This is a genomic window from Acidovorax radicis (assembly GCF_020510705.1).
GTDB classification, from domain to species: Bacteria; Pseudomonadota; Gammaproteobacteria; order Burkholderiales; family Burkholderiaceae_C; genus Acidovorax; species Acidovorax radicis_A.
Genome location: NZ_CP075184.1, coordinates 1,604,435 through 1,626,020 on the forward strand (window position 1 = coordinate 1,604,435; position 21,586 = coordinate 1,626,020).

At 61.6% G+C, this 21,586-nt stretch carries 19 protein-coding genes; 2 read left to right on the forward strand and 17 right to left on the reverse strand.

Annotation, left to right across the window (positions count from 1 at the left end):
- Positions 1-67: 67 nt before the first annotated feature.
- Genes pseG through pseB form a run of 4 tightly spaced genes read right to left on the reverse strand, consistent with a single transcriptional unit; the run spans position 68 to position 4,518 of the window.
- Positions 68-1,624, reverse strand: a complete 1,557-nt coding sequence (gene pseG, locus KI609_RS07325) for a UDP-2,4-diacetamido-2,4,6-trideoxy-beta-L-altropyranose hydrolase (protein WP_226448595.1) — start codon at positions 1,622-1,624, stop codon at positions 68-70.
- Entirely contained in the window at positions 1,621-2,325 is a 705-nt protein-coding gene (pseF, locus tag KI609_RS07330; RefSeq protein WP_226448597.1) for a pseudaminic acid cytidylyltransferase, read from the reverse strand. Before pseF ends, pseG begins: the two co-directional genes overlap by 4 nt.
- On the reverse strand, positions 2,322-3,500 hold the full coding sequence (gene pseC / locus KI609_RS07335) for a UDP-4-amino-4,6-dideoxy-N-acetyl-beta-L-altrosamine transaminase (RefSeq protein ID WP_226448599.1): 1,179 nt from the start codon (positions 3,498-3,500) through the stop codon (positions 2,322-2,324). Before pseC ends, pseF begins: the two co-directional genes overlap by 4 nt.
- Positions 3,501-3,507: 7 nt before the next feature.
- Complete coding sequence (pseB, locus tag KI609_RS07340; RefSeq protein ID WP_226448601.1) at positions 3,508-4,518, reverse strand: UDP-N-acetylglucosamine 4,6-dehydratase (inverting); 1,011 nt, start codon at positions 4,516-4,518, stop codon at positions 3,508-3,510.
- A gap of 115 nt (positions 4,519-4,633) precedes the next feature.
- Here pseB and KI609_RS07345 point away from each other — a divergent pair, with 115 nt between their 5' ends.
- The gene (locus KI609_RS07345; protein WP_226448603.1) at positions 4,634-6,448 is read left to right on the forward strand and encodes a polysaccharide biosynthesis protein; all 1,815 of its coding nucleotides are present in this window, start codon (positions 4,634-4,636) and stop codon (positions 6,446-6,448) included.
- A gap of 18 nt (positions 6,449-6,466) precedes the next feature.
- Here the strand turns inward: KI609_RS07345 and KI609_RS07350 are convergent, their stop codons facing one another.
- Entirely contained in the window at positions 6,467-7,102 is a 636-nt protein-coding gene (locus tag KI609_RS07350; protein WP_226448605.1) for an LON peptidase substrate-binding domain-containing protein, read from the reverse strand.
- A gap of 78 nt (positions 7,103-7,180) precedes the next feature.
- Between KI609_RS07350 and KI609_RS07355 the strand changes: the two genes are divergently transcribed.
- Positions 7,181-7,732, forward strand: a complete 552-nt coding sequence (locus tag KI609_RS07355; protein WP_226448607.1) for a YggT family protein — start codon at positions 7,181-7,183, stop codon at positions 7,730-7,732.
- Positions 7,733-7,863: 131 nt separating this feature from the next.
- Here the strand turns inward: KI609_RS07355 and accD are convergent, their stop codons facing one another.
- The 12 genes from accD to KI609_RS07415 all read right to left on the reverse strand — a co-directional run bounded on the left by accD (position 7,864) and on the right by KI609_RS07415 (position 21,352).
- On the reverse strand, positions 7,864-8,739 hold the full coding sequence (accD, locus tag KI609_RS07360) for an acetyl-CoA carboxylase, carboxyltransferase subunit beta (RefSeq protein ID WP_226448609.1): 876 nt from the start codon (positions 8,737-8,739) through the stop codon (positions 7,864-7,866).
- A 108-nt stretch (positions 8,740-8,847) separates the two neighbouring features.
- Positions 8,848-9,657: a tryptophan synthase subunit alpha gene (gene trpA / locus KI609_RS07365; RefSeq protein WP_226448611.1), complete on the reverse strand. Its 810-nt coding sequence runs from the start codon at positions 9,655-9,657 to the stop codon at positions 8,848-8,850.
- Complete coding sequence (gene trpB, locus KI609_RS07370; RefSeq protein ID WP_226448613.1) at positions 9,654-10,931, reverse strand: tryptophan synthase subunit beta; 1,278 nt, start codon at positions 10,929-10,931, stop codon at positions 9,654-9,656. The genes trpA and trpB overlap by 4 nt, the downstream gene beginning before the upstream one ends.
- On the reverse strand, positions 10,909-11,712 hold the full coding sequence (locus KI609_RS07375; RefSeq protein WP_226448615.1) for a phosphoribosylanthranilate isomerase: 804 nt from the start codon (positions 11,710-11,712) through the stop codon (positions 10,909-10,911). Before KI609_RS07375 ends, trpB begins: the two co-directional genes overlap by 23 nt.
- Positions 11,709-12,530 carry a tRNA pseudouridine(38-40) synthase TruA gene (truA, locus tag KI609_RS07380; RefSeq protein ID WP_226448617.1) on the reverse strand — a complete coding sequence of 274 codons (822 nt, stop codon included), beginning with the start codon at positions 12,528-12,530 and terminating at the stop codon, positions 11,709-11,711. The genes KI609_RS07375 and truA overlap by 4 nt, the downstream gene beginning before the upstream one ends.
- A 55-nt stretch (positions 12,531-12,585) precedes the next feature.
- On the reverse strand, positions 12,586-15,219 hold the full coding sequence (locus KI609_RS07385; RefSeq protein WP_226448619.1) for a FimV/HubP family polar landmark protein: 2,634 nt from the start codon (positions 15,217-15,219) through the stop codon (positions 12,586-12,588).
- Positions 15,220-15,506: 287 nt separating this feature from the next.
- A complete protein-coding gene (gene asd / locus KI609_RS07390) occupies positions 15,507-16,667 on the reverse strand; it encodes an aspartate-semialdehyde dehydrogenase (protein WP_226448621.1) in 1,161 nt (386 codons plus the stop codon).
- 304 nt (positions 16,668-16,971) lie between these two features.
- Positions 16,972-18,042 (reverse strand): 3-isopropylmalate dehydrogenase, encoded by a 1,071-nt coding sequence (gene leuB, locus KI609_RS07395; protein WP_226448623.1) that lies wholly within the window; start codon positions 18,040-18,042, stop codon positions 16,972-16,974.
- Between the two features lie 88 nt (positions 18,043-18,130).
- A complete protein-coding gene (gene leuD, locus KI609_RS07400; RefSeq protein ID WP_226448625.1) occupies positions 18,131-18,781 on the reverse strand; it encodes a 3-isopropylmalate dehydratase small subunit in 651 nt (216 codons plus the stop codon).
- Positions 18,782-18,790: 9 nt separating this feature from the next.
- A complete protein-coding gene (locus KI609_RS07405) occupies positions 18,791-18,916 on the reverse strand; it encodes an entericidin A/B family lipoprotein (RefSeq protein WP_226448627.1) in 126 nt (41 codons plus the stop codon).
- Between the two features lie 12 nt (positions 18,917-18,928).
- On the reverse strand, positions 18,929-20,350 hold the full coding sequence (gene leuC, locus KI609_RS07410) for a 3-isopropylmalate dehydratase large subunit (protein WP_226448629.1): 1,422 nt from the start codon (positions 20,348-20,350) through the stop codon (positions 18,929-18,931).
- A gap of 21 nt (positions 20,351-20,371) precedes the next feature.
- The gene (locus KI609_RS07415) at positions 20,372-21,352 is read right to left on the reverse strand and encodes a LysR family transcriptional regulator (protein WP_226448631.1); all 981 of its coding nucleotides are present in this window, start codon (positions 21,350-21,352) and stop codon (positions 20,372-20,374) included.
- Positions 21,353-21,586 lie beyond the last annotated feature (234 nt).

The following is a 21,586-nucleotide window of genomic DNA, read 5'->3' on the forward strand; positions in this document are numbered from 1 at the left end:
CGTCCTGAGCTCGTCGAAGGGCTTCGACACGCTCAGCCTGATAGGTATTTAAATTTCAAGGGTCGGATCAATATTTACCCGCAGGGTGCCAGGCTTTGCGGTAGGTCCGGGTGCTGGCATGGGCGTCTTCTCCTGTGAGGACTTCGAATTCCAGACCTTCAAATACCCGGCACGACGCCGTGTTGTCTGACTTCACTTCGCCAATCAATTCGACAGCACCTGTGAACTCGCGAGTCAGGGTATCGGCCGCAACGCTTAGCAGGGCACGGCCGAGGCCCGCACCGCGCATGCCTGCATCCATGGCGTAATTGATGCGCCAGCTTTTCGGATCTACTCGGTCGAAGCGCACCTGGCCCAGCGGCAGCCCGCCAGGGGTATGCACGATGAAGATGCGCGATCCACCGGAGTCGGTCAGTTTGTTAGTGAACCATCGGTGATGGTCGGCCTCGGCGATCGGATCGCTGGAGAAAGACTGGGCGCGCACGGTGGGGTCGTTGGACCAGGACAATAGCAACGCCTCATCATCTGGCTTAGCCAGACGGGTGGTCAGTGTCAGTTGGCTTGCCAGGAGCCAGGCGGCTACCCGGTGGATCCCCCAGCCGTCAACCAGGCCCAGTCCTGCTTTGCACAGGGCCTGCCGTTGTTTTGGTGAATGGAGCAAGGTGCGCACTTCGTCGCTTAAGGCTTGCTCCAGCGTGCCGCCCTGCGCCCGCGCCCAACGCAATACGCCCAATTCGGCTAGTGCGGGGACGACGGCGCGCTGATTATTGGCCACGACCATGGCAATGTTGGCACAGCCCATGCAACAGCGTTCCCAGGTAGCGCCGCCACCGGCACCGATGTGCAGGTCATGGCGTGCAAAGAATGCACTCAGGTCGGGTTGGTTGATCGTAAGGCGCAATGCGCGGTCAAGTGCGAGTTCGGCCTTCAGTTGTGAAAGTCGCGGGTTGGCAGATGTGGTGGCAATTTCCACGGGACCATCGAACCCGGCGCGGCGACAGCTGCGGGCCGCCAAGGCCGAAAGCCCTGCTGGATCGGTGCCGCCCAAGAAGATGCCAATGCTGTCCACCTTTGGTTTGAACCGATATTTCGGACCATGGCGGTAATGGTCGTCAAGCAGGGCATAGCGTGGCCCTCCCAGTAAGGTTGCTGGTGCCTCAAGTCGGGCTTGGTATTTGGCCTGGTGATCGGCGTGCCAATTGGGGTCGATAAGCAGCACGTCGCATGCCAGCGGGCGATCAGCCAGGTCGTCAATCACGGCAATGCGGCACTTCAAGGCTTGTGCAACTTCACGGTGCCATTGAGATGAGAGGCCGTAATGATCTACGAGCACCCAAGCGGGTGCCAACGGCCCACACACTGCAATGGTTTGGGATGCGTCGAGTTTTTGTTGGGCGCTGGGCACTTCGCCTTCGATGGGTTCATTGATCACCGCTTCTGGTAGCCATGTGACCGGGAAGGGCGTGTCACGCAAGATGGTGGCGGCCGTGCCATCCAGTTGACGGGAAATGAAGTAAGGGCGGGCGCCGCAGGCCACCAAGGCATGGGCCAGGGAGATGCAACGACGCAGATGGCCGGTGCCGGTCCGGACGGATGCATCAGCCCGCAGCGCGATATTTTTCACGGTGATGCATTAGCAGCCATGGATTGCCGAGCATAGAACAATGTTTCGGCACGCAACCAGTCGTCTGGCGTGTCGATGTCCACGGCGCGCCAGTCGGGCACGATCAGGGTGCGACCATTGCGATGAATGTCCAAACCTTCCTGCCAGGCACCGACACGGCCCCAGTAGAACTGGCCGGCGTCGTAAAACGCTGGTTCCAGGTCCTGCGAGCGGGTCTGGGTGTACCTCGAATCGAACGGTTCTGTAGTGCCATCGGCGCGCCGACGCAGGGCCCGTTGTATCGGTGCGGGAAAGGTCAGCACAGGAAACGCATAGGCGCTGCACCCGCTGTCCAGCAAAGCCAGACCGTCGCGCAGGTCGTCGGGATCCAGCAAGGGACAGCCCGGGTAGATGCAGCAGACCAGTTCCGGAGCAAAGCCAGCGGCCTGCATCTGACCGATAGCGTGGGCCACCACCGGTACAGTCGGTGTGTGGTCATCGGCCAGTTCTGCAGGGCGCATGAAAGGCACCTGTGCACCCAGCTGAACAGATGTCTGCGCGATTTCCTCATCATCGGTGGAGATGACGACTGCATCGAAGATGCCACAGCGTAGCGCCGTCTCGATCGCATACGCAATCATGGGCTTGCCTGCGAACAGCTTGATGTTCTTGCGCGGGATGCGTTTGCTGCCACCGCGTGCGGGAATGACGGCAAGTTTCATGCGGTCACCAAGGCTTGGCGCAGGACGCCCACAACGCGGTCTTGTTGTGGCTTGGTCATGGCGGGGAAGAGTGGCAGGCTGATGGCCTGGCGGTAGTACTGCTCGGCTGCAGGGAAGTCGCCTGGGTTGAACCCAAGGCGCTGATAGTAGGGTTGCAAATGCACCGGGATGTAATGTACGTTCACGCCAATTTTCGCTTCGCGCATTTGCCGGAATACATCGGTTCGTTGCACCTGGGTCCGGTCGGCATCGATCTCGATGGCATAAAGATGCCAAGATGAAACGCGGTCGTGCTGGCGAGGCGGCAGTCGCAGCGGTAAATTTTCCAGCAACTGGTCATAGCGATCAGCCATCACAACACGCTGTTGTTGCAGGTCCTCTATCCGCTGCAGTTGCGACAGACCCAATGCAGCCTGCAACTCGGTGAGGCGGTAGTTGAAGCCCAGCACCTGTTGCTCGTAATACCACACGCCTTCTGGCGCGTGCTCCATTTCTGTGGTTTCACGGGTCATGCCATGGGCCCGAAGCAACTGCAGTTTGCGCGCCACGGCCCCATCGTTCGTGGTGACCATGCCACCTTCTGCGGTGGTGATGATTTTGACCGCATGGAAGCTAAACACGCTGGCGTCAGCGTACTTGCTGCCGACCGGCGCGCCAAGATAGCTGGCGCCTGCGGCGTGGGAGGCATCTTGCAGGATGCGAAAACCATACTGATCTGCCAACGCGCGGATCTCTTTCAGGTCGGCCGGCAGTCCGGCAAAGTCGACAGGGATGACGACGCAGGGCAGCGTGCCCGATTCGGCTGCCAGTTCGAGCTTTGCCGCCAGGGCAGCCACGCTCATGTTCCGGGTGTCTGGGTCGATGTCAACAAAGTCGATGGATGCGCCGCAGTAAAGCGCGCAATTGGCCGAGGCCAGAAAGGTGTTGGGGCTCGTCCACACGCGCGAATCGGGGCCGACACCCAGAGCCAGGCAGGCTATATGCAGGCCGGCGGTAGCGTTGGATACGGCCACTGCGTTTTCCACCTGGTGGCGCTTGGCGAACGCGGCTTCGAATGCAGGGCCGATCAGGCCCTGAGTCAGGTACTCGGATCGAAGGGCCATGACGATCGCTTCGATGTCTTCATCCGTTATTTGCTGGCAGCTGTATGGGATGAAATCCATAAACGAATCCATAAGCGGTTTACCCCTTGGCGGGATTGTCCAGATGCTTACCAATCAGTTCGCGCAACTGCGCAACGCTGAGGAAATCAGGGTTGGTGCCACTGTCATACGCGAAGCCTGGTTCCACTGGGGTCGCTTTGCGACCAAGACAGTATTCGTCCTGGGTAAAGGCGCCCCCAACCGGCAGCACTGCATAGTAGCTACCCAAATCAACAGTGTTGAAGCTGTCACTTGTTGTGATCATTTCTTCATGAATCTTCTCGCCCGGTCGTATACCAACGACTTCTTGGCGGCAGTTTGGCGCGATGGCTTCGGCAACGTCAGTGATGCGATAGGAAGGAATTTTTGGCACCAAAATCTCGCCCCCCCAAGCGCTCTCTATGGCCCATAACACCATCTCTACCCCTTCTTCGAGGGAGATGTTGAACCGCGTCATCCGCGGGTCGGTGATCGGCAAAACGCCTGTCTTGCGTTGCTCGAGGAAAAAGGGGATCACCGAGCCTCTGCTGCCCATCACGTTGCCATATCGGACCACGCTGAAGCGGATATCACGATCACCTCGGATGTTGTTGGCGGCGACGAACAGCTTGTCCGAGCACAGCTTGGTGGCGCCATACAGGTTGATCGGCGCTGCGGCCTTGTCGGTGGACAGGGTAACAACGCGTTGAACGCCATTGTCCAGGCAAGCCTCAATCAGGTTCTGGGCGCCAAGTACGTTGGTCTTGATGCACTCGAATGGGTTGTACTCGGCTGCAGGAACCTGCTTGAGTGCCGCAGCATGCACAACGATGTCAATGCCTTCCAGTGCGCGCCGCAACCGGGCCTCGTCACGAATATCTCCAATGAAGTACCGCAGCCCCGGGTGCCGGTTTGGGGGGAACACCTGCGCCATCTCGAACTGCTTCAGCTCATCGCGGGAGTACACCACGAGACGCCTGATGTCCGGGTAACGCGTTAATACGGTATTGACGAAGGCTCTGCCAAAAGAGCCTGTTCCGCCAGTGATAAGAATGGACTTGTTGTTGAGCATGAGGGTAAGAGCAAGAAGCGCGTTGTTATTATCAGCCAAAGCCGTTGATACTTGGCGGCTGCTTTTTTTGTCCCCGGCATCACCAGACGCCGCACCTCTTAATTCCGCCAACTTCGTGAACCGACCTTCGTTGCCATCCGCTTTGCCTGCACTTTTGGCTCTGGACCTGGCTCTTATCCTCATCGCTTGGGGTGGCGCTTTTTGGTTGCGCTTTAACCTTGACGTTCCTGATGAGCTTGTTGCAATGGCATGGGGCAGCGCCGCGTATGCCGTGTTTGGCTACGCTGCTGGGATGTTGGGGTTGGGTGTCTACCGCCAAGTCTGGCGCTATATCGGGTTGCCCGAGTTGCGGCGAATGGTTCTCGCGATTTTTGCCGGCGCTGTCCTGACCGCTGTGGTGGTGTTGATGCTGCGGATTGAGAACTTTCCTCGATCAGTTTTGTTGCTTCACCCCTTGATTGTTGTGACACTACTCGCCGCTGTGCGGGCAGTCTGGCGCACCATGTTCGAGCGGCAAAGCAGCGGCTCGGTGGGGCAACCGATCCTCATCGTCGGCTCTTTGAGCGATGCGTCCACGGCACTGCGTGCTTTGAAAGGGGCAAGGCAATGGCATCCACTGGGTATTGTCTCGCCCGTTGCCTCTGAGAGAGGGCTGTCGCTGCAGAACATACCTGTGCTGGGTGGTCTGGATGAGTTGAATGACATTTCCAGGGTGGTCGGAGCTTCGACTGCGCTGATCGCGAGCCCGCCTGGGTCGGCAGAGCGGCGTGCAGTGCTTTTGCAAGAGCCCGATGCCAATTTGGTTTTGCTGACGCTTCCGCGTCCCGACACCTGGCTGCGTGAAGAAGTCGCAGGTCCTCGGCACATTGAATTGGATGATCTCCTGGGGCGAGATCCTGTGCAGTTGGATGTGCAGGGTTTGTCTGAATTATTGTCGGGCCAGACTGTACTGGTCACCGGCGCGGGCGGCTCCATTGGCTCGGAGCTGTGTCGCCAGATCGCCCGCTTTGGCGTCGCGCGGTTGGTGTGTGTGGATGTCTCCGAATACGCCATCTACCAACTTGAGCAAGAACTGCGCGAGGCGCACCCGCAGATGCAGGGGCTCTACTACACCGCCAATGTGCGCGAGGCCGAGCGCCTGTTGTCCATTGCGCGTCTGCACCGACCGACCGTGGTGTTCCATGCCGCAGCCTATAAGCATGTGCCGTTGATGGAATCGCTCAACGAAATCGAGGCCCTGCGCACCAATGTCTTGGGGACCTTGAACTCTGCTCGGGTGGCAGGTGCTGCGGGGGCTGCACGTTTTGTATTGATCTCTACGGACAAGGCAGTCAATCCAACCAATGTCATGGGAGCCAGTAAAAGGCTTGCAGAAATAGTCATGCAGTCGGTGGCTGCCGAATATGCAGGAACGCGGTTTGTCGCAGTACGCTTCGGTAACGTGTTGGGTTCGAGTGGCTCGGTGGTGCCATTGTTTACGGCGCAAATTGGACGGGGTGGCCCGTTGACGGTGACTCACCCAGACATCGTGCGATATTTCATGACGATTCCGGAAGCCGCCCAGTTAGTCTTACAGGCAGGTTTGGTAGGGCAATCGGGCCAGATTTTTGTTTTGGATATGGGCGAGCCGGTGAAAATTCTCGAACTCGCCAGAATTTTGATTCGGTTGTCGGGGAAGACGGAGCAGGAGGTACCTGTTGTGTTCACGGGCCTGCGGCCTGGCGAGAAGCTGTTTGAGGAGTTACTGGCCAATGGAGAAACAACCGAGCCTACCCCTCATCCCAAGCTGCATGTGGCCAAAACCAGTTTGTCTATTTGCGTAAATCTGGAGTTTCTAGTTCAGAGCATTGGGGAACTTGGCGTTGAACCGTCTGCGCAATCATTGCGTGCGTGGTTGCAGAGCCAGGTGCCTGAATACACCTCACGGTAAGGTGTCGTGGGCTTCTGTTTATTGCGCAATCCCTGTCCGCTCCAGCACATCCCCCACCAGCTCCAGCCGCACCAGCGGATTCTCCAGTTCCATCAATCGTTGCTTGAGTTCCAGCGGCACGGGCAGCAGTTCGCACCAGCGGTTTGCGACCCAGCCACAATCGTTCAGTTGCCCTGCTGTGGGCGTGATGGCGTTGGGGGTGTCGGGGTCGCGTTGCCGCAAGGTGTGCAGCACCTGCGCGAGTGCGGTGGCAGCCTTTTGGAGGTCTTCGGGAACAGGGACCGTGAGGTCATGATCGATGTGGTCTACATCGGCGGTCCACAGGCCATGGGGCAGGTGGTGGCGCTCGCTGATGCGAAAACGCTGGCTGCCGCGGCATAGCAGGGTGATCAGCCCGGGCTGGGGGTTGTCCAGGTGCTCGATGACGGCCAGGGTGCCAATGTCATGGAAGCGTTCGTCGGGTGCTCCCGCCTGCCGCACCTCGTGGCCTTGCGTGAGCGAGACGACGCCAAAGGGAGCGCCGGTTTGGTGGCACTTGCGCACCATATCGAGATAGCGCACCTCAAACACGCGCAGGGCCAATACGCCGCCAGGAAAGAGCACGGAGCCCAGGGGGAAAAGAGGCAGGGATGACAGGGTGAGGGGTTGTGTCATGGAGGGGTGAAGCCTTGGCCCGCTATCATCCCATGACACCGTCTGCTTTCGCTGCCTTCATTCGTTTTTGTCTCATCCATGCTCTATCAGATCGCCTCATTCCTGCTCGACGTCATTGGTGGCTTGCTCACGGGGGCGTGTCTTTTGCGGCTGTATATGCAGTGGCAGCGGGTTCCGTTTTCCAACCCTGTAGGCGGTCTGGTTTTTGCGCTGACGGACTGGCTCATCATGCCGCTGCGCCGGGTGATTCCGCCCGTGGGTCGCTGGGACATCTCCAGTCTGGTGGCCGCCGTGTTGCTTCAGCTGGTGCAGTATGTTCTGTTGACGGTGTTGATTGGTCTGGGCTCTGCGTGGGTCTGGGTGCCCTGGCTGGCGTTTTTTGGGTTGATGCGTGTGGCCGTGTCGGGCTTGATTGGCTTGCTGATTGTCTATGCCGTTTTGTCGTGGGTTCAGCAGGGGCGGTCACCCTTGTCGGACGTGATTGCACGCTTGTGCGAGCCGGTGTTGCGGCCATTTCGCCGGATCATCCCCTTGGTGGGCGGTATTGACCTTTCACCGTTGGCTGCATTGGTTGTGCTGCAGGTGCTGATGATCGTGTTGGGGCACCTGCAGGCCAGCGTGATGCAGTGATGCGTCAGTGATGTGCGTGCAATCCATATAAAAATAGCTGCTAGCGCTTTATGTATAAGCGTTGGCAGCTATCAAAATGGTAGTAATCGAATGCACCATGTTCCACGGATCGCGGCATATGCCGCGCCGATTTATGGCGTCACTGCATCAGCGGGCAAGCGCTGCAGCATGGCCAGGCTGGTGGCCACGGTGTTGCGCAGCTCGCGGCGGTCGCAGATGAAATCGACAGCCCCTTTGGTCTGCAGGAATTCGGCGCGCTGAAAACCTTCGGGCAGGGTCACGCGCACCGTTGATTCGATCACGCGGGGGCCGGCAAAACCAATCAGCGCCTTGGGCTCGGCGATCACGATGTCGCCCACAAACGCAAAGCCGGCACTCACACCTCCCATGGTCGGGTCGGTCAGCACGCTGATATAGGGCAGGCCTTTTTTGGCCAGGCGGGTGAGCGAGGCGTTGGTTTTCGCCATTTGCATGAGCGAGAGAAGGCCCTCCTGCATGCGCGCGCCGCCGGTGGCGGTAAAACAGATGAACGGCACCTTTTGTTCGATGGCGGTTTCCACACCGCGCACGAAGCGCTCTCCCACCACAGAGCCCATGGAGCCGCCCATGAAGTCGAATTCAAAGCAGGCCACCACCACGTTCACGCTTTTGACGGCGCCGCCCATGACGATGAGCGCATCGGTCTCGCCCGTGTTCTCCAGGGCTTCTTTCAGGCGCTCGGGGTACTTTCGGCTGTCCTTGAATTTGAGGGCATCGACAGGCAAAACTTCTTGCCCGATTTCATAGCGCCCTTCGGCATCCAGAAAGGTATTGAGGCGCGCACGCGCACCGATGCGGTGGTGGTGGCTGCACTTGGGGCAGACGTTCTGGTTCTGCTCCAGGTCGGCCTTGTAGAGCACCGTTTCGCAGCTCGGGCACTTGACCCACAGCCCCTCGGGCACCTGGCGGCGCTCGGTGGGATCGGTTTGCTGGATCTTGGAGGGCAATAGTTTTTCGAGCCAGGACATGGTGTTTTCCTCTTCAGTGGCAAGACCTGCGGGAGAAGCCGGCAGGCTCTGGTGGGCAGGTCTGGAGTGAAATGAGGGCGCGCGCCGCTGGGCGCGCGCCGGGCAGCATTATGCGTCGAGTGCCTTGCGGACCCCGCGAAGGAAGTCCACGGTCAGGGGCACCACCTTGGCGTGCTCCTGGTCTTCGATCAGCTGGATGATGCGGCTGCCGATGACCACCGCATCGGCTACTTTGCCAATGGCCTGGGCGGTGGCGGCGTCGCGGATGCCAAAGCCCACACCCACGGGAATGTCCACATGTTTGCGGATGCGGGGCAGCATCTGCTCGACCGCTGCGGTATCCAGCGCGCCAGACCCCGTCACACCCTTGAGCGACACGTAGTACACATAGCCGCTGGCCACACGCGCCACCTGGGCCATGCGTTCGTCCGTGCTCGTCGGCGCCAGCAGAAAGATGAGGTCCATGCCGTGCTCGCGCAGGCTGGCGGCAAAGGCCTCACATTCCTCGGGCGGGTAGTCCACGATGAGGACGCCGTCGACGCCCGCAGCGCTGGCATCACGCACAAAGGCGCCGGTGCCGTGCTTCTGGTCGTAGCGTTCCACGGGGTTGGCGTAGCCCATCAGTACCACGGGCGTCGTGGTGTTGCGTTTGCGAAATTCGCGCACGTGGTCGAGCACCTGCACCATGCCGATCCCCAGGCCCAGTGCTTTTTCACCGGCCTTCTGGATGACGGGGCCGTCGGCCATGGGGTCGGAAAAGGGCACCCCCAGTTCGATCACATCGGCGCCAGCCTCCACCATGCCGTGCATGAGCGCCGGGGTGATGTCCGCGAACGGAAAGCCTGCGGTGACATAAGGGATCAGGGCTTTGCGGCCCTGCGCCTTCAGTTGTTCAAAAGTGGTCTGGATGCGGCTCATGGTTTGGTGTCTCCGGCGGCGCCCTTGACGGACAGGCCGCGCATGGAGGGGCGGTCGTAAAAATCCTCACCCGAAAGGTCGGCTACGGTGCCAATGTCCTTGTCGCCGCGGCCTGAGAGGTTGACCAGAATGGACTGGTCGGGGTGCATGGTCTTGGCCAGCTTCATGGCATAGGCCACCGCGTGGCTTGATTCAAGCGCAGGGATGATGCCTTCGGTGCGGCACAGGTAGTGAAAGGCTTCCAGCGCTTCCTTGTCGGTGATGCCCACGTATTCGGCGCGGCCCACCTCTTGCAGCCAGGCGTGTTCTGGCCCCACCCCGGGGTAATCCAGGCCCGCGCTGATACTGTGGGTTTCGGTGATCTGGCCGTTATCGTCTTGCAGGATGAACGTGCGGTTGCCGTGCAACACCCCTGCGCTGCCTTTTTGCAGCGAGGCCGAGTGTTTGCCGGTCTCCAGCCCTTCGCCCGCCGCCTCCACGCCAATGAGGCGTGTTTTCTCATACGGAATGTAGGGGTGAAAAATGCCCATGGCATTGCTGCCACCGCCTACGCAGGCGATCACGACATCTGGCTGCTGGCCCAGTACCTTTTGTTCAGCCAGCATGGGGGGCATCTGCTCCAGGCATTCCTTGCCGATCACGCTCTGAAAGTCGCGCACCATCATCGGGTAAGGGTGCGGGCCGGCCACGGTGCCGATGATGTAGAAGGTGTTGTCTACATTGGCCACCCAGTCGCGCATGGCTTCGTTGAGCGCATCCTTGAGCGTTTTGCTGCCGGATTCCACAGGTACGACGGAGGCACCGAGCAGTTTCATGCGGTAGACATTGGGGCTTTGGCGCTTGACGTCTTCGCTGCCCATGTAAACCACGCACTCCAGGCCATAGCGTGCACATATCGTGGCCGTGGCCACGCCATGCTGGCCCGCACCGGTTTCGGCAATCACGCGGGGCTTGCCCATGCGCTTGGCGAGCATGGCCTGGCCGATCACGTTGTTGATCTTGTGGGCGCCAGTGTGGTTGAGGTCTTCGCGTTTGAGATATATCTGCGCGCCACCCATCTCGCGACTGGTGCGCGCGGCGTGATAGACCGGCGATGGCCGGCCCACGAAGTGCTTGAGTTCGTAATGAAACTCGGCCAGAAACGCGGGGTCATGCTGGTAGCGCGCATAAGCCTCGCGCAGTTCCAAAATGGCATGGGTCAGGGTTTCACTGACAAAACTACCGCCATACGGGCCGAAGTGGCCGCTGGCATCAGGTTGCTGATAAGAGCTCATGGGGATTCTTTGCAAGTTGTGCATCGGCCGCTCGCACTGCGGCGACGAAACGTTGGATTTTGTCGGCGTCCTTGATGCCCCTGAGCGGTTTGCCATCGGGGCCATCGGCTTCGACGCCGGAGCTGACATCAACCGCCAGCGAGAAGCCTCGCGGGCGGACTTGCAAAATGCCATCGGTCACGTTTGCAGGCGTGAGTCCACCAGACAAAACGAGGTGAGAGCTGACGCTTGGTGGAAGGAGTGACCAATTGAATGCCTTGCCGCCGCCGCCATAACCGTCGACATGGGCGTCGAGCAGGATGGCCTGGGCGTGAGAGTAATCGTGGGCGTATTTTACGAGGTCGAACTGCAATGCACCGTCGCCGAGGGGAATACGCGCTGCCCGCAGGTAGGGGCGGGCGCCAAGGCCCGTGGCCGCAAGGCAGGCCTGCGGTGTTTCATCACCATGAAATTGGATGGTAGCGCCCGGAATCAAAGCGCTGGCTGTTATCACATTTGTAGCTTGCTCGTTGACGAACAGCAACACGGGCGTCACGAAAGGGGGCAGGCGTTTGGCTAACTGTGCGGCCCGCATTGGGGATACGGCGCGGGGGCTTGGTGCAAACAATACAAAGCCGACGGCATCAGCGCCTGCCGAAACCGCCGCATCCACGTCTTCTTCACGTGTCAGGCCGCAAATCTTGATGCGGGTGCGTGCAGCGTGGTTGCCGGGTTGAGCCTTTGCAGCCTCTGTAGAGCGCTGCGGGGTCGGAGTAATGGACGGAGCCAGATCCTGTGTCATGGGAGCCAATCATACGCAGCCGCGCGTTGGGGCAAGCCCCAGGCAGCGTCGTACACGGGCCCCAGAAAATACAGACCATCGGGAGAAAACGTAGGTGCGGCTGCATCGCGCGATCTGGCGGAGAGCACCTGCCCGATCCAGTCGACAGGCTGATTGCCCTGGCCAATGGCGATCAGGCAGCCCATGATGTTGCGAATCATGTGGTGCAAAAACGCGTTGGCTTCAAACTCGAACCGCCAGTAGCAAGGTGCCCAACCCAGCTCAGGGTGTGGTTCACCGTGCCCTCGGCGGGAAATGGTGATGCGTTGCAGCGTCTTGACTGGCGATTTGGCCTGGCAGGCTGACGCACGAAATGATGTGAAGTCGTGCTCGCCCAGCAGTTGGTCTGCAGCGCGTCGCATGGCGTCGTGGTCAAGCGGATGAAACACCCAGCCCACGCGCCCGGCGTCCACGCTAGGGCGCACTGGCGACTGGAGCAGTACATAGGCATAACGCCGTGCGACCGCACTGGCCCGTGCGTGAAAGCCGTCGGGCACGGGTTGTGCCCACTGCACGGCAATGTCCGCCGGCAGAAAGGTGTTGGTGCCGCGAACCCAGGACGACGAGGGGCGCTGGAGTGGTGTGTCGAAGTGCACCACCTGCATCAGCCCATGGACACCCGCATCCGTGCGACCTGCACACAAAGTGCTGACGGGGTGGGTTGCAAACCGCCCCAGCGCCAATTCGAGCTTGTCCTGCACCGTGTTGCCGGACAGCTGGCTTTGCCAGCCGCTGTAAGACTGGCCGTTGTAGCTGACTCCCAGGGCCACCCTCGTCATAGGGTGGCCGGGGAGTGGGCTGCGTGAAGAACCGTGAAAACGGGTGCCAGTTGCATCAGCCCAATTCGCTCAGCATGCGCTGGGCGCGGGTCTTGAGCGCCCCGGTGGACTCTGCCACCACTTCCTCGATCAATGTGCGGGCACCGTCGGTGTCGCCAATGGCATTGAACTCTTCAGCGAGCGCCAGTTTGGTGGACAAGGGGTCGTCTTGCGCGGCCGCCGAGCCGTCATCCATGGACAGGGGGGCCGGAGCAGGGGATTTGCTCGCAGGGGCCGCCATGGGCTTGGATGGCGCGGTCAGGTCCAGCGACAGTTCGCCCAAATCGAACTCCATGGGGCCCGAATCCTGGGCGTTGCCAGACAAGGGCATGGGGCCGGATGGTGCCATGCTCAGGTCGTCCGCGCTGGGGAACTCCAGATGGGCCGAGGGAGGCGGTGTAATCACCGGGCTCGGGGTGGCGTCAAGCCCACCCCATGATGCCGATGCGTCGGGAGAAAGATCGGGCAGATCCAGCTCGGGGCGCAGCGTTTGCGGCTCATCGTCGTGGGTGGGCGTGTTGCGGCTGCTGGTGGCTGCGGCGGCCGCTGCTGCTGCAGCGGCAAAGCCTCCAGCTGCTGCAGGTGGTGCCTCGGTCAGGGCATCGTCGGGTAAGTCCAGGTCAAGGTCCAGATCGAGATCGGGTGGCTGCGCCAGGGCGGCTGCCGCGTTGCCCGCGCCACTGAATGTGCTGGGGAAACCGCCTGGGGGCAGGGATGGAGACTCGTCCTCTGCCATGCCGGGACGACCGCCCGGCTGGTACAGGCGGTTTTCCGGTTCCAGGTCGCGACCTAACTCTGCAATGCGGGCCCAATCAGAACCCTCGCCCTGCGTCAGTTTGAATACCTCTCCAGCCACGGCCTCGAAGGCTTTGCGGTCCTGGCGCTTGGCATAAATTTCGCCCAGCTTCACATGGACCGACACACGGCCAGGGTTGTGTCGCACCGCTTCTTTCAGGATTTCTTCGGCCTGCAGGTCGCGGCCATAAGCCAGGTACACATCGGCTTCTGCCACAGGGTCCACATCGCCGCCAGCGTCCAACTGGCTGGGCGAATACGCCATGGACGAGCCGGTGGTCATTTCGCTGTTGGCCGTATCCACTCGCTGGCCGCCACTAGCGCCAAAAAAGGAATCAGGCTGGATTCGGCTTTCGAGGAAGGAGCTGTCGACACCGCCGTTGTCGCGGCGGCGCTGCATGACGCGGTAGGCACCAAAACCCAGCAGTGCCGCAATCAGGATGCCTCCACCAATGGGCACCAGCGGGTCGTCCATCAGGCCGGCGAGGAAACCGGGCTCTTCGACGGGCGCAGGTGGCGGCGTAGGGGCAGGTTTGGGCGCTGGAGCAGGGGCTGGAACGGGAGCTGGAGCAGGGGCGGAAGCCTCTGCCGCAGGCGCGGAAGCCGCATCTGCAGGCACAGTTGCTTGCGAGGTGACGCTGCTTGCCGCCACGGCACTGGATGCGGTCGGCTCGGGGGCCGCTGGTGCGGTGGGCGTGGCTGGCACAACGGGCGCTTGCACGGCAACACCCGCTGGTGCGCTTGCAGTGCCTGCGGGGGCTGGGCTACCGGCTGCGGCCGAAGCCGCCCCCAGCTTGTTGAGGTCGTTGATGTTCTTGGAGAGCTCTGCCATCCGGCTGGCCGCATCGCCTGCCTGCTTGTCTTTGGCAACCTGCTCTTCGACGGCCTTTTGGCCCTTCACGGAACCCTTGGAAAGCGTGAGCTTGTCTGGGGCGGCCGTGGCGGGTTTTTTGTCTTCTACCTGGGTTTGTACTGCGCCGGACGCGGAGCGTTGGGCCGCTGCCACTTCGGTCGTGGGGGCTGCGCCCGCCAATTTGCGCCGGAAGTCGTTGAAATCACGCGCTTGTGCCGCCAGCATCTGGCGCGCTTGCGGTGCTGGTGTGGATTGTGCCGCCGCCTGGTCAGGCATTTGCAAAACGGCACCCGCCTTCAGGCGATTGACGTTGCCTTGCACGAAGGCTTCGGGGTTGGCGCGCATCATGGCTACCAGCATCTGGTCCAGCGATACACCGGCAGGTTTGTAAGCGCTGGCAAGGCGGCCTGCCGTGTCTCCTGCCTGCACCGTGACGCCGTCGGCGGGTGCAGTGCGAGCGGCTGGGGCACGGGGCGCCGTAGGCGTCGATGCTTCGGCGGCGCGGGGTGCCGTCGGCGTGCGCGTCGCGGGCACCGATGGTGCAGAAGGCGCAGATACCTGCGGGGATGCGGTGACGCCAGGGGCTGCACGGCGCAGGGCTGGGGGGTCAAACAGCATGGTGTAGCTGCGCACGATATGGCCCGAACCCCAGTTGGCGTCGAGCACCAGATCGAGAAATGGCTCATTCACCGGGCGATCGCTCGACAGCCGAAGAATTGCGCGGCCATCGGGTCGGCGCTGCAGCTGAATCTGCAGATTGTTCATCACCTGGGTGTATTCCATGCCCTGGGCGCGGAAAACATCAGGGGATGCCATGGTGGCTTTCAGCGAATCGGCTTCTGCTGGCGTGATCTGGGGCAGATCAATCTCTGCCCGCAAAGGCTCGCCCAAAGCCGACTGCACAGTAATACGGCCGAGTGCCAGAGCCGACGCATCGCCGGCATAAAGACCAGCGCAAGCGACGGCCGCAGCCGCCAAGACAGAAAATTTCCAACGATGCATGTTTGCCAACAACTGATTAGGATTTATTGCGGCTCGGTCGAGCGGTGCTTTTTTTCGCATGGTGTGGTCCCCGCCCCGGCGCGTGAAAATATGTAAAAAGCACCATAGCATCAATGTTTTGCACTGACAAGCTGAGGTGGCTCCGAAGCTTTAAGCGGGCGGTTTGGGCCCCAAACTAGGGACTACACATGTTGCCAATTGCCAACGTCGCGTAACGGAGTGTGTCTACCGCGCAGGCATAAAAAAGCGCGCGCAATGGGGTTTGCGCGCGCGGTGTGCGGGGGAAATCAGGCGCTTAAAAGGATGCGCAGCATACGGCGCAGCGGTTCGGCCGCACCCCACAGCAACTGATCACCGACGGTGAAGGCGCCCACATATTCCGGCCCCATGGCCAGCTTGCGGATGCGGCCCACGGGGATGGTCATGGTGCCCGTCACGGCCACTGGCGTCAGGTCGCGAATCGTCGCTTCGCGGGTGTTGGGCACCACTTTCACCCATTCGTTGTCTGCCGCAATCATGGCTTCGATGTCTGCAGAGGGCACGTTCTTCTTGAGTTTGAAGGTCAGCGCCTGGCTATGGCAACGCATGGCGCCCACGCGTACGCAAAAGCCGTCGACCGGAATGGCCGCTGAGCCAAAACCTTCGCCCATGCCCAGGATCTTGTTGGTTTCGGCCATGCCTTTCCACTCTTCCTTGGACATGCCCCAGCCGGGCTCGTCGTGGTTGTGGCCGATCCCCAGGTCTTTGTCGATCCAGGGGATCAGGCTGCCGCCCAGGGGCACGCCGAAATTGGCGGTTTCGGCGCTGGTCAGGGCGCGCTGCTTGGCGATCACCTTGCGGTCAATCTCGAGGATGGCGCTCTTGGGGTCGTCCAGCAGTGCCTTCACTTCGGCGTTCAGCGTGCCGTACTGCGTGAGCAACTCGCGCATGTGTTGGGCGCCGCCGCCCGATGCGGCTTGGTAAGTCTGGGTGCTCATCCACTCGACCAGGCCGGCCTTGTACAGTGCGCCCACGCCCATCAGCATGCAGCTCACGGTGCAATTGCCACCCACCCAGTTCTTGCCGCCCTTGGCCAGTGCGTCCTTGATGACGGGCATGTTCACCGGGTCCAGGATGATGACGGCGTCTTTTTCCATGCGCAGGGTGGAAGCGGCATCAATCCAGTGGCCGTTCCAGCCAGCTGCGCGCAGCTTGGGGAACACTTCGGTGGTGTAGTCGCCGCCCTGGGCGGTGATGATGATGTCGCAGCGCTTGAGGGCGTCGATGTTGAACGCGTCCTGCAGCGTGGTTTCGTTCTTTGCCTGGGCGGGCGCCTTGCCGCCAGCGTTCGATGTGGAGAAGAACAAAGGCTCGATCAGGTCGAAATCCTTCTCCTGCGCCATGCGGTCCATCAGGACCGAACCCACCATGCCGCGCCAGCCAACCAACCCTACCAACTTGTTGCTCATTTCAACGCCCTTTCAAAGTAAAACAGTGCCAGACCAGACTGTTTAGCCCCGGCTCGTCTGGCCAGGGAGGGCGCACGACGAACCGGAGCTGGATCAGCCCTTAATGGTCGTGGTTTTGGTGGTGCTTGCGCGCGCAGCCACACCGGCCGTGGCGGCGGGTGCGAGGTTCCGGGCGAACGGGCGGGCGGCAAACATGGGTGGGGATTGTACCGGATGGCTGTAGGGTGCTCATTTCCTGGGGGCTGCGCGCCTCGCGAAAGCAAAAGGGCGGCACATGGCCGCCCTGGTGGGATGCGCGTATGGATTACCCCAGTGCCTTCACCACTGCATCCCCCATCTGCGCTGTGCCCACCTTGGTGGTGCCTTCGCTGTAGATGTCGGGCGTGCGCAGGCCCTGGGCCAGCACCTTTTGCACGGCGGCTTCGATGCGCTGGGCGGCCGCTTCCTGGTTCAGGCTGAAGCGCAGCATCATGGCTGCAGACAGGATGGTGGCCAGCGGGTTGGCCACGCCCTTGCCAGCGATATCGGGGGCGCTGCCGTGGCTGGGTTCGTACAGGCCCTGGTTGCTGCTGTTCAGGCTGGCCGAGGGCAGCATGCCGATGGAGCCGGTGAGCATGGAGGCTTCGTCCGACAGGATGTCGCCGAACATGTTGCCCGTGACCACCACGTCAAACGCCTTGGGGGCCTTCACAAGCTGCATGGCGGCGTTGTCCACATACATGTGCTGCAGCTCGACGTCAGGATATTCCTTGTGCACATCGGTGACCACGTCCTTCCAGAACTGGAAGGTTTCGAGCACGTTGGCTTTGTCCACGCTGGTGACCTTCTTGTTGCGCTTGCGGGCGGCCTGGAAGGCGACGTGGGCGATGCGCTCGATCTCGGGGCGGCTGTAGCGCATCGTGTCGAAGGCTTCTTCGGCACCGGGGAAGTGGCCGTCGGTGGCCACGCGGCGGCCGCGCGGTTGGCCGAAGTAGATGTCGCCCGTCAGCTCGCGGATGATGAGGATGTCGAGGCCCGCAATCAGCTCGGGCTTGAGGCTCGATGCGCCCACCAGTTGCTCGTAGCAGATGGCGGGGCGGAAGTTGGCGAACAGGCCCAGGTTCTTGCGCAGGCCCAGGATGGCTTGCTCGGGGCGCAGGGGGCGGTCGAGCTTGTCGTACTTCCAGTCGCCCACGGCGCCGAACAGGATGGCGTCGGAGTCCTTGGCGAGCTTGAGCGTGGATTCAGGCAGCGGGTGGCCGTGGGCATCGTACGCCACGCCGCCGACCAGGGCGGATTCCATCTCGAACGGGAGTTCCAGGGCTTCCAGAACCTTCACGGCCTCGGCCACGATTTCGGTGCCAATGCCGTCACCCGGCAGAACTGCGATTTTCATTGAGTTTGCTTTGTTTTTGATAGCTGCTAGCGCTTATGGGTAAAGCGCTAGAGGCCAATTTGACTGATATTTTTATGCCCGTGCTGTCTTACGACACCATCGAGTGCGCCAGCCAAGGCTTGGTGGCCAGGCGCTGGGCTTCAAAGGCTTTGATCTTGTCGGACTGGCGCAGGGTCAGGCCGATGTCGTCAAAGCCGTTGAGCAGGCAGTATTTGCGAAAGGCCTGCACGTCGAACGGGATCGTCTCGCCTTGGGGGCGAACGATCACTTGGCGCTCCAGGTCGATGGTGAGCTGGTAGCCGGGGAAGGCCAACACTTCGTCAAACAGCTGGGCCACCGTGGCCTCAGGCAGCACGATGGGCAGCAGGCCGTTCTTGAAGCAGTTGTTGAAGAAGATGTCGGCAAAGCTGGGCGCGATGACGGCACGAAAGCCGTACTGGTCCAGCGCCCACGGCGCGTGCTCGCGGCTGGAGCCGCAGCCGAAGTTCTTGCGCGCCAGCAGGATGGAGGCGCCTTTGTAACGCGGCTGGTTCAGCACGAAGTCGGGGTTGGGCTTGCGGCTGGCGGGGTCTTGCCCGGGCTCGCCGTGGTCCAGGTAGCGCCACTCGTCGAATAGGTTCACGCCAAAGCCGGTCTTCTTGATCGACTTCAGAAACTGCTTGGGGATGATGGCGTCGGTATCGACGTTTTCGCGGTCCATCGGGGCCACAAGGCCCTGGAGTAAAGTGAATTTCTGCATGGCGTTCTGTTACTTGGCGGCGCGTTCGAGGGCACCACCGGCACGCTGTACGTCCTGGCCCACGCCCTTGACGGTGTTGCAGCCGGCCAGCACGAAGGCGATGGCGAGCACGATGAGGGTTGCGGTCTTTTTCATGACATGGCTCCTTCAGGCAAATTGACGAATGTCCACAAAGTGGCCGTGCACGGCTGCGGCTGCGGCCATGGCAGGGCTTACCAGGTGTGTGCGGCCACCAGCGCCCTGGCGGCCTTCGAAGTTGCGGTTGCTGGTGCTGGCGCAGCGCTCGCCGGGTTCCAGCCGGTCGGCATTCATGGCCAGGCACATGCTGCAGCCGGGCTCGCGCCACTCAAAGCCCGCGGCCACAAAAATCTTGTCCAGGCCTTCGCGCTCGGCCTGCTCCTTGACCAGGCCGGAGCCGGGCACCACCATGGCCAGCTTCACATTGCTGGCCACCTTGCGGCCCAGTTTCTTGACCACGGCAGCGGCTTCGCGCATGTCTTCGATGCGGCTGTTGGTGCAGCTGCCGATGAACACCTTGTCGATGGTGATGTCGCGGATTTCCTTGCCGGGCTGCAGGCCCATGTAGGTCAAGGCGCGCTCGATGGCGCCACGCTTGTTGGCGTCCTTTTCCTTGTCCGGGTCGGGCACGCGGGCGTCCACACCCAGCACCATCTCGGGTGAAGTGCCCCAGGTGACTTGCGGCACGATGTCGGCCGCGTCGAGCTTGACCACGGTGTCGAATTGGGCGTCGGGGTCGGAGTGCAGCGTCTTCCAGTACGCCACGGCGTGGTCCCACTCCACGCCCGTGGGCGACAGGGGGCGGCCCTTGACGTATTCAATGGTCTTGTCGTCCACGGCCACCAGGCCGGCGCGCGCGCCGCCTTCGATGGCCATGTTGCACACCGTCATGCGGCCTTCCATGCTCATGGCGCGGAACACGGAGCCTGCAAACTCGATGGTGTAGCCCGTGCCGCCCGCAGTGCCGATCTTGCCGATGATGGCCAGCACCACGTCCTTGGGCGTCACGCCCTTGGCGAGCTGGCCATCGACCTGCACCAGCATGTTCTTGGCCTTCTTGGCCAGCAGGGTCTGCGTGGCCATCACGTGCTCGACCTCCGAGGTGCCGATGCCGTGGGCCAGCGCACCAAACGCGCCGTGGGTGCTGGTGTGGCTGTCGCCGCACACCACCGTCATGCCGGGCAGGGTGGCGCCGTTTTCGGGGCCAATCACGTGCACGATGCCTTGGCGCTTGTGCATGAAGGGGAAGAACGCGGCGGGCGAGATCTGCGCCATGTTGTCGTTCAGCGTGGTGATCTGTTCCTTGGCTGTCAGGTCGGTGATGCCGTCATAGCCTGCCTCCCAGCCCGTGGTGGGCGTGTTGTGGTCGGCCGTGGCCACGATGGAGCTCATGCGCCAGACCTTGCGGCCCGCCTCGCGCAGGCCTTCAAACGCCTGGGGGCTGGTCACCTCGTGCACCAGATGGCGGTCGATGTAGAGGATGGAGGTGCCGTCCTCTTCGGTGTGGACGACATGCTCGTCCCAGATCTTGTCGTACAGGGTGCGTCCCATGGCGTGGCTTTCTTTCTGCTTTCAGGTGGGTGATTGGATTTTAGTGTCGGGGGCTGCTGCAGGGGGCACCTGCGGTGCGGCCCGCGGCGCCAGATGCTCGACCAGCAGGCGTGCGGTGACAGGCAGGGCATCGAAATCGCGGGCCACCACCCGCAGCTCGCGGTGGGCCCAGGCATCGGTCAGCGGGATGGCTTGCAGGTTGCCCACGCCGCGCATCAGCGCAAACGCCCGGTCGGGCAGCAGGCCCACGCCCAGGCCGTTGTCGATCATGCGGCACATGGCATCAAGCCCCGTGACCTGGATGCGCTGGCGCAGCGGGCGCCCGGCGGCAGCGGCGGCAGCGCGCATGGCCAGGCTGATGCTGCTGTTGGCATGCAGGCCCACAATGTCCCAGTCCAGGACTTCTTCAAAATTGATAGCATCCAGCGCAGACAGTTCATGCGCCCGGGGCACAACCAGCACCAGATTGTCGGCGCGGTAAGGGCGATTTTGCAGCTCCAGGGCTCCGCCCCCGTTCGCCATGCCGATGTTGCAGATGCCCAGGTCGGCAGCGCCTTCCTGCACGGCGTGCAGCACATCGCTGGAGAGGTGCTCCTGCAGGTCAATCTTGATCTGGCTGTGCTCACGCGCAAACGCACCCAGGTCTTCGGGCAGGAACTGGAAGATGGCGGAAATATTGGCGTGCATGCGCACATGGCCCCGCACGCCATCGGCATATTCGCTGAGCTCGCCCTGCATGCGCTCCAGGCCGAACAGGACGGTGCGCGCATGGTGCAGCAGGCTTTCGCCAGCGGGGGTCAGCGTGACGCCGCGGCTGTGGCGGTACAGCAGGGCCGTGTCCACGGCGGTTTCCAGGTCAGACAGGCGCTTGCTGACGGCCGATGCCGCAATGAATTCGCGCTCGGCCGCGCGGCCGATGCTGCCGAGCTCGCACACCGCCACAAACAATTGCAGCGAGGTCAGGTCGATACGGCGCGCAAAACTGCGCTCGGAGCTTTTCATGGGATGGGGCGTAGTCCTCTTGTTTTGAGAAGGCTTGCCATTTTCTACTCAATTTTTGATGTTCGCCATCGCTGAATGCGATGGTATTCGTCGTGCAAGGGGGGGTTCATCAAAAAAGTGAGCTACTAGCGCTTTATCCCATTGCAGTTCAGAGGCTTTTATATAGGAAAACCAATAAAGACGAGCGCTAGGCGCTCATCTTTTTGAACTGTGGTGCCTGCAGCGCTCCCCGTT